This is a genomic window from Elusimicrobiaceae bacterium (assembly GCA_028700325.1).
In the GTDB taxonomy this organism is placed as follows: domain Bacteria; phylum Elusimicrobiota; class Elusimicrobia; order Elusimicrobiales; family Elusimicrobiaceae; genus JAQVSV01.
Genome location: JAQVSV010000091.1, coordinates 1 through 7,182, shown reverse-complemented (window position 1 = coordinate 7,182; position 7,182 = coordinate 1). Strand labels below are relative to the sequence as shown.

General features: G+C 59.1%; 6 protein-coding genes and 2 tRNA genes. 4 read left to right on the top strand and 4 right to left on the bottom strand.

The window, feature by feature from the left end; genetic code table 11:
- The 4 genes from PHW69_09195 to PHW69_09180 form a co-directional block, all read right to left on the bottom strand.
- Positions 1-493, bottom strand: a 493-nt coding sequence (locus PHW69_09195) for a hypothetical protein (protein MDD4005356.1), incomplete at its 3' end; no start/stop codon positions are given.
- Complete coding sequence (locus PHW69_09190) at positions 494-1,684, bottom strand: FAD-binding protein (GenBank protein ID MDD4005355.1); 1,191 nt, start codon at positions 1,682-1,684, stop codon at positions 494-496.
- Positions 1,681-2,472, bottom strand: a complete 792-nt coding sequence (locus PHW69_09185; GenBank protein ID MDD4005354.1) for an electron transfer flavoprotein subunit beta/FixA family protein — start codon at positions 2,470-2,472, stop codon at positions 1,681-1,683. Before PHW69_09185 ends, PHW69_09190 begins: the two co-directional genes overlap by 4 nt.
- A 13-nt stretch (positions 2,473-2,485) precedes the next feature.
- Positions 2,486-4,126, bottom strand: a complete 1,641-nt coding sequence (locus PHW69_09180) for an acyl-CoA dehydrogenase family protein (protein ID MDD4005353.1) — start codon at positions 4,124-4,126, stop codon at positions 2,486-2,488.
- Positions 4,127-4,288: 162 nt separating this feature from the next.
- Between PHW69_09180 and PHW69_09175 the strand changes: the two genes are divergently transcribed.
- The 4 genes from PHW69_09175 to PHW69_09160 all read left to right on the top strand — a co-directional run bounded on the left by PHW69_09175 (position 4,289) and on the right by PHW69_09160 (position 6,161).
- Positions 4,289-4,996 carry a hypothetical protein gene (locus PHW69_09175; GenBank protein MDD4005352.1) on the top strand — a complete coding sequence of 236 codons (708 nt, stop codon included), beginning with the start codon at positions 4,289-4,291 and terminating at the stop codon, positions 4,994-4,996.
- Positions 4,997-5,084: 88 nt separating this feature from the next.
- Complete coding sequence (locus PHW69_09170; protein MDD4005351.1) at positions 5,085-5,822, top strand: hypothetical protein; 738 nt, start codon at positions 5,085-5,087, stop codon at positions 5,820-5,822.
- Positions 5,823-5,954: 132 nt separating this feature from the next.
- A tRNA-Val gene (locus PHW69_09165) sits at positions 5,955-6,026 on the top strand.
- Between the two features lie 57 nt (positions 6,027-6,083).
- A tRNA-Asp gene (locus tag PHW69_09160) sits at positions 6,084-6,161 on the top strand.
- Positions 6,162-7,182: the final 1,021 nt, after the last annotated feature.

Sequence of the window (7,182 nt, the reverse complement as noted above, 5' to 3'; positions counted from 1 at the left end):
TCTGCCCGGTGTCGAGCGGAAAAAACATCAGTCCGCCCGGCCCTCCGCTGTAGGAGCCGAATTCGCCCAGCACCACTTCCTGCGCCGCAACGCTTCGCTGGAACAGTTTGCTGGCGGCGGCGTTGACCGGTCTGTAGCGCTGCACCATGTCGGGATCGCCTGCCCGCATGAGCTCGCGGCCGTTGCGGTCGAGCACGGCCATCAGCAGGAAATCCGGATTGGAGGCGATGGCCAGTTCTATCGTCCACTGTGCGGCCGCGCGGTTATTGTCAGCCAGGCTCCGCTCCAGTTCCTGCGTGAACGCCATGCGGTCGCCCAGCCCGGAAATATACTGGCTCACGCTTATGGCGGTGGTGCGCGCCAGGCCCGCGTGCAGTTTCAGCGCGTTGTTCTCCGCGCGGTGCTGATAATACAGCATGACCGCCCCGCCCGGCAACAGGGGCAGCACGCCGACTCCCACCAACATTATCAGCAGCTGATAGAACAGGCGCATTTATTTTTTCGCTTTCAGCGCTTCCGTCAGTTTTTCCACTATCTGGTGCGCGTCGCCCACCAGTCCGTACTTGCAGATGTTGAAGATCGGAGCGTTGGGGTCTTTGTTGACGGCTATGATAACGTCGGATCCGCTCATGCCCACCACATGCTGCACCGCGCCGGATATCCCGCACGCCACGTACAGCTTCGGCGAAACCGTGGTGCCGCTCTGGCCGACCTGATGGGTTTTGCGGTGCAGGCCCATGTCAACCGCCGCGCGGGAAGCGCCCACCGTGCCGCCCAGCTCGTCCGCCAGTCTGGCAAGAAGTTTGAAGCCCCGCTCGTTCTTCATGCCGCGCCCGCCGGACACGATCACTTCAGCCTCGTCAATTTTGCCGCCCGACTGTTTGTGGTCAACATGCCGCTCCACCACTTTCACGCGCAGCAGCTGCTCGTCAATGACGGTTTCGGATTTGATTATTTCAGCCTGCCGTCCCGGTTCCGGCTCATTTCGTTTCATCACGTTGGGCCGCACCGTAGCCATCTGCGGGCGGGTGCCCGGGCTCAGGATATCGGCCATGATGTTGCCGCCGAACGCGGGCCGGGTCTGGAGCAGGTTGCCTTCTTTAATGGAGAGGCCCGTGCAGTCGGCGGTCAGGCCCACATACAGTTCGCTGGAAATGCGCGGCGCTATGTCACGGCCGATGTAGGTGGAGGGGTAAAGCACTATCGCCGGTTTGTGCCTGCGGATGAAATCCACCGTAACCCGGGCATATACGTCGGTCGTGTAATGCTGGGCGTGCTTATGGTCGCACAGATACACTTTCTGCGCGCCGTTGGCCGCCAGTTCGGCGGCATGGCCGGCCACGTCATGGCCGATCAGAACCGCGCACAGCTCCTCTCCCAGTTCACCGGCGAGGCGTTTGCCCGCGCTCAGCAGTTCGAGCGTCACCGGCCGTACCGTTTTGCCGCCGCCCGGCACGTCCGACAGTTCCGCAAACACCCATACGCCCGAATAACCGGCGGTGTCGCGGCTCATTTCCGAGCGGCCTATGCTTATCGCTTTCACCGGGCAGGTTTCCACGCACGCGCCGCACAGCGTGCATTTGTCGTTCATCACGGCTTTCCTGCCGTGCATTTCAATGGCGCCGAAAGGGCACGCTTTTACGCATTTGGCACAGCCTATGCATTTGGCGGAAACGGTTATCATTTGACCACACTCTCCTGTTTCAGAATCTCGACCAGCCGGGCCACAAGCTCGGCCGTGCCGCCGCTTGATACCTGGCCGCGCTCTCGCGCGGGCGGCGCGTAGACCCGGTCAACCCGGGTGGGCGAGCCGTTAAGGCCCAGCAGTTTGGAATCGGCGTGTATGTCCGCCGCCGTCCACACCTCGTAAGGCTTGGCCTGAGCCGCGTCGGCCTGCGGAAACGACGGGTACGCCGGCTGGTAGTCGTGCGGCAGGTGCATGGTGGCCAGCGCGGGCAACGCGGTTTCCACCGTTTCGTGCCCGCCTTCGATGAGGCGGCGCGCGCGGATGCGGCCGGTTTTAAGCGGCTCGATGGCGTCGCAGAAAGTGATCTGCGGGATGCCCAGCTGGCAGGCGATGCCGGGCCCGGTCTGGGCGGTGTCGCCGTCAATGGCCATGACGCCGCACAGAATAAGGTCCACTTCGCCGATATGCCTTATCGCCTGTGACAGCGCGTAGGAGGTGGCCCATGTGTCCGAGCCGGCGAATGCCCGGTCCGACAGCAGAACGCCGCGGTCAGCGCCCAGCGCGAGCGCCAGCCGCACCACTTCCTCCGCCTGAGGCGGGCCCATCGAAACAACCACCACTTCCGCGCCCGTTTCCTCTTTGAGTTTAAGCGCCGCTTCCAGCGCGCAGTGGTCGTAGGGATTTAAAATGCTCGGCACCCCGGCCCGGATAAGCGTTCCGGTCTTGGGGTCCACCTTAACCTGGGTAGAATCCGGCACCTGTTTTATGCAGACAGCGATTCGCATGGTAATATCTCCGTTATTTGGCTCTGTAAACTTCGTTGAGTTTGGCGGCGATAAGGTCTTTATCGGCGATAATGCCGCGCTGGAGGTCTTCAATGACCGTAAGGTTGACGGCCTGCGCGAGTGTCGCCGCGCTGCCGGTTCCGCCGCCGAGCACCAGCTTCATGCCTTCAAGCGCGATCTCGAACGCGGTTTCCCGGGCGCAGACCCGCGCCATCGCCCTGAGCGTGTCGCGGTCAACTTTCACGCCTTCGCCGTAGTTTTTGTCCGCCGCGCTTTCGGAGAACACCATGGCGACTTCAGCTTTGGCGATCAGTTCTCCCAGCTTGAACGTGGTGTACTGCTGGCGGGTCAGTTTCTGTTCGCGGCACTGTTCCAGTATTACGGCGAGCGATTTAAGCCCCAGCGCCGCGCTGTCAGCACCCACGTCGGGCGCTGCCGCGTGCAGCGCGTCCGTCTTCGCGCCCAGTGCGGCGTAATACGCGCCGCGGCTTTTCAGATGCTCCTGCCAGCGTCCGCGGTAGATGGTCATTTCCATTATTTCGTTGGTGCCTTCGTAGATGCAGGTGATCTTCACGTCCCGCTTGATTTTTTCAACGGGGAAATCCTTGGTGTAGCCGTAACCGCCGAGCGCCTGAATGGCGTCTTCGGCCGCGCGGTTGCCGGCTTCGGTGGCGTAATATTTGGCGATCGCGCCTTCGGTCTGCAGGCCGTGCGCGTCAGTGTCGAGCCGCCGTGCCACATGGTCAATATAAGCGCGCGCCGCCTCGAATTTAACCTCGTGCGGCACGATCAGCTTGTGCGTATAGCCCTGTTTCTGCGAGAGCGGCCCGCCGCCCTGTATGCGCTGCTGGCTGTAGCGGATCGCGGTTTCAATGGCTTCCTCGCCCGCTCCGAGCCCGAACGCCGCCACCATCAGCCGCGTGTAGCCGAACACGGCCTGGGCCTGCAAAAGCCCCTGGCCTTCCTTTTCGCCGATCAGGTTTTCCGCAGGCACAAAAACTTCGTCGAGAGAGAGTCCGGCTGTGTTGGAAAGCCGGATGCCGTACTTGTCCTCATGCTTGTTGGCTTCGAACCCGGGCGTGCCGCGTTCGACAAGAAACCAGCTCGGCCCGTCCGGCGCCATGGCGAGAATGGTGTAAAGATCGGCCACGCCGCCGTTGGAAATCCATTGTTTGTTGCCGGTCAGCCTATAGCCGGAGAGTTTGCCGTCCTTCATAACGCGTTCCGCGCGGGTGCGCAGGTTTACAAGGTCGCTGCCGGCGTCCGCTTCTGTCGCGCCGTAGGCCACGAGCATCTGCTGCCGGGCTATGCGGGTCATCCATTTCGCCTGCTGGGCCGGCGTGCCGCCTACGCGCAGCGGATCGCTGCCCAGAAAAGTGGCGAAAACGGAGGTCGCCACGCCCAGATCAATACGCGCCAGCGCGTGGCAGACGCGGTAAATGTCAACGGTGCTTCCGCCGAGCCCGCCATGTTCACGGGGGATGAGCAGCAGGTGCACGCCCAGAATGCCGGGGTCGTACATTTCGCGCAGGATTTCGGCGGGGAACTGGTTAGCGCAGTCCAGTTCCCGGATAGTGTCGTAGGGGAGTCTGCGCTCGGCGTACTTTTTTAGGCTTTCGAGCATCAGATTGCGTGAAACGGTGTCAATCGCCATTCTATTCTCCTGGTGCCCCGGCTTGCGAGCCGGGGTTTTTGGGGTTGCATATATAGTACAAGATTAATGAAAATACAGACAAGCGCGCCGGTTAATCCGCCAGACTCTTGCGCTGAACCGGATTTGATATATAATAGATTGAGGGCGGTTAGCGGAGGAATTATGAAAGCAGGCCTGTTTTTTGCGGCGGTTTGCATTTTTTCAGGGCCGGGTCTTTGCGGGGATAAAGGTTCCGGTTCCGCTTCCGCGCTGAAAAACAGCATTGTCAAAGATCTGGCGGAGCCGGTTTTGAATGGGATAAGCGGTGCGGCGGAGATGCTTGCCAGCCCCGGTCAGGGCGTTTTGCCGCCTGATGAGGTCTGGAATCCGTCGGTTTTTTTGCCGGCATACGGCGCGGCGAACTCGCTTACGCGCAAAATAATGGATCTTTTCATAACGCCCATTTCCGATGCTTCTCTTGGCAATCTGGATGCGGCGATAGGCGCGCTCGCTTCACCGGGTAACGCCAGGCCGGTTTTCAAGGAGCTGTCCGTACCGCGGCCTCCGCCGGGCGCGCGGTCTGTTGCGGATAGTATAGCGGAAGTTTTCATCAATCCGCTGATCAGAAAGATTGAGGCGGGGGAAAACGCTCCGGCAGCATCAGCCACGACGGTCGCGGCGCGCGGGAAACCCGCAGCCACCACGGCCGGCAGTGTTACGCGATGGGTTTTGAGCAGTTCTCGGCCGCAGGTCGCGCAAACCGGCGCGGGAACCGGAAAAACCGAGATCCGTCCGCTGACGGCTTATCCGGTCGTTCCGGCGGCACTTCAGCCGAGCGTGATCAGGGCCAGTGAGATCAAGCCGTCCGCGCAGAATTCCTATTTTCAATAGATCGCCGCGGAACTGGCGGCGGTGCTTCAGTTTCTCCGGGTTTCGTATAAGTATGCGGTGATTTTTACATTGATAGCGGGATGGCATTATGAAAAAAGCGTTCGCAATCGCAGTTGCGGTTTTTGTTTCGTTCACATGTCCGGGTTGGTGCGCGCAGGGTTACGCGTACGAAACTTTTGTCGCGCAAAGCGCAGCGGACGGCGTCAGTGAATATCCGCACGAATTTCTGGAGGCGGCCAGAGATTTTATAGTTACCGTGCCGAAACTGCCGCCTATCGGCAAATGGATGTTTGACAATGACCGCATGCCGGCACGCTGGCGGGGGCTGAAACATCGTTCATGGATGCTGATTGAGCCGATAAACGTGATAATCCTTGATGTCGTGTCGCGCAGCGGGCAGGAGGCGACGGAGTTTTTGCTCAATGCCTGCGGCGCGGCCGGATATCGGGACCGCGGTATCCATTCCGGCGGGTATTTCGGCTATATAGACGGCGCTTATTGTGCCAGCATCAGCGGTTTCGGGCGGGCGTTCTCCGACGCGCCTTGTCTGTTGCCCAATAATCACGGCAGAATATTCGGGCCCGTGCGCGGGCGGAACTGCTGGATATTCATCGCCGCGTTCAGCCGCGAGAATGTGTCGCCGCTGCTCAAACACACCTATGCTTCAATAACGGAGGCGCGAGAAGCTTTTGTCAGGAGCATGGTCAGGCAGGGCCAATATCAGAATGGTCCTTACAAATGGCTGAACAACGCGATTTATGCCAGCCGTGAGGTCTCTACCGGAGATCATGACGGGCGTGCGGCTGTGCTGATACGTCTGTACTGAGGTGGTTGCGGCGATACGCTCATCTTCCTGCCGGGTTCCGGGCCGGGCGTTTAAAAAAATTCCGATGAAGCTGCGCGGACAGGTGGTGAAAATTCCGTTCGGCAGGCCCATATGTGGTATAATGAATGAAGCGGGCTGGTAGCTTAGTGGTAGAGCGTCTGCCTTACAAGCAGAAGGTCGGAGGTTCGATACCTCTCCAGCCCAAAGATTTCCGGAAAAATTGACTAGCAGGTGAGAAATAAGCTAGTATATACGAACCGTGGGGTCGTGGTGTAGCCTGGTTAACACGCTGCCCTGTCAAGGCAGAGACCGCGGGTTCAAATCCCGTCGACCCCGCCACTGATCTACAGAAACTGCTACCGAACTTCGGTAGCAGTTTTTGTTTATAGTCGTATCAGTCCCCTGCCGTTTTGCAAAGCTATCCCCCCTAAATACCACTTTTCCGCCGCCGGAACCCGCACCGCATTCAGACAGTGTTTTATGTAATGTTCCGACGGGAAACTCGTGCAATTTTACCTCTATCTGGCTGTTGGAAACGATGACCTGCTCCACCATAAGCCTGATAATCCGCACTTTCATTTCCACGGGAATTTTATTGATGAACAGCGCGAAGCGTTTGAACACGCCCTGCACGGCGTCGGTATCGTAAACGGTCTGCTTTCGGTGCGTTATTATGGCTTCAGTACTTGCGATTCGGGCCGCGACTTCGGCTTTTGCCGCTTCCAGCCGCTGCAATTCCTGCCCTGTTTCCTGCGAATTGCCGCCGGCTTTTGCGACGCCAATCAAGCCCTGTATTTCGCGCTGGAGTCTGTTCAGCTGGTCCTGCATCTGCCGCTTTTCCGATTCCAGCGGGCCGATGCTCTGTTTTGCCATTGTCCGCGCCTTTGACAGCACCTTGTCCAGAAAAGGCCTGTCCCAGCCCAAAGCCGCCAGTTTTTCTACGATGAATTCTTCAAGTTTGCGCGCACCGATGCTCGTGAACTTGCACTTCTTGCCTTGCCCGGTGTTCTGGCTTAGGCACCTGTAATACAGGTAAACTTTGTCCTTCTTGGGCCGCACATAGGGTGTTATCGCGTTGCCGCACTCACCGCAGCGAAGCATGCTTTTTAGGAGGAAGCCGTATTTGTTGGCGGCATAATGCACCTCGCCGCCACGATGATTGCGCGAGCCTATAAGTGTCTGTACCTGCTCAAACACGGCAGGTTCGATAATAGGTTTGTGCTGACCGGGGAATTCCTGCTTTGTGCGTTCGTTACGGACAAAACCGATATAAACCTTGCGCTGAAGCACCCGTAACACGCTGTCCATGTCGAAAGGCTGGCCGCCGTATGGTTTGCCTGCCTGTGTCAGATATGTCTTG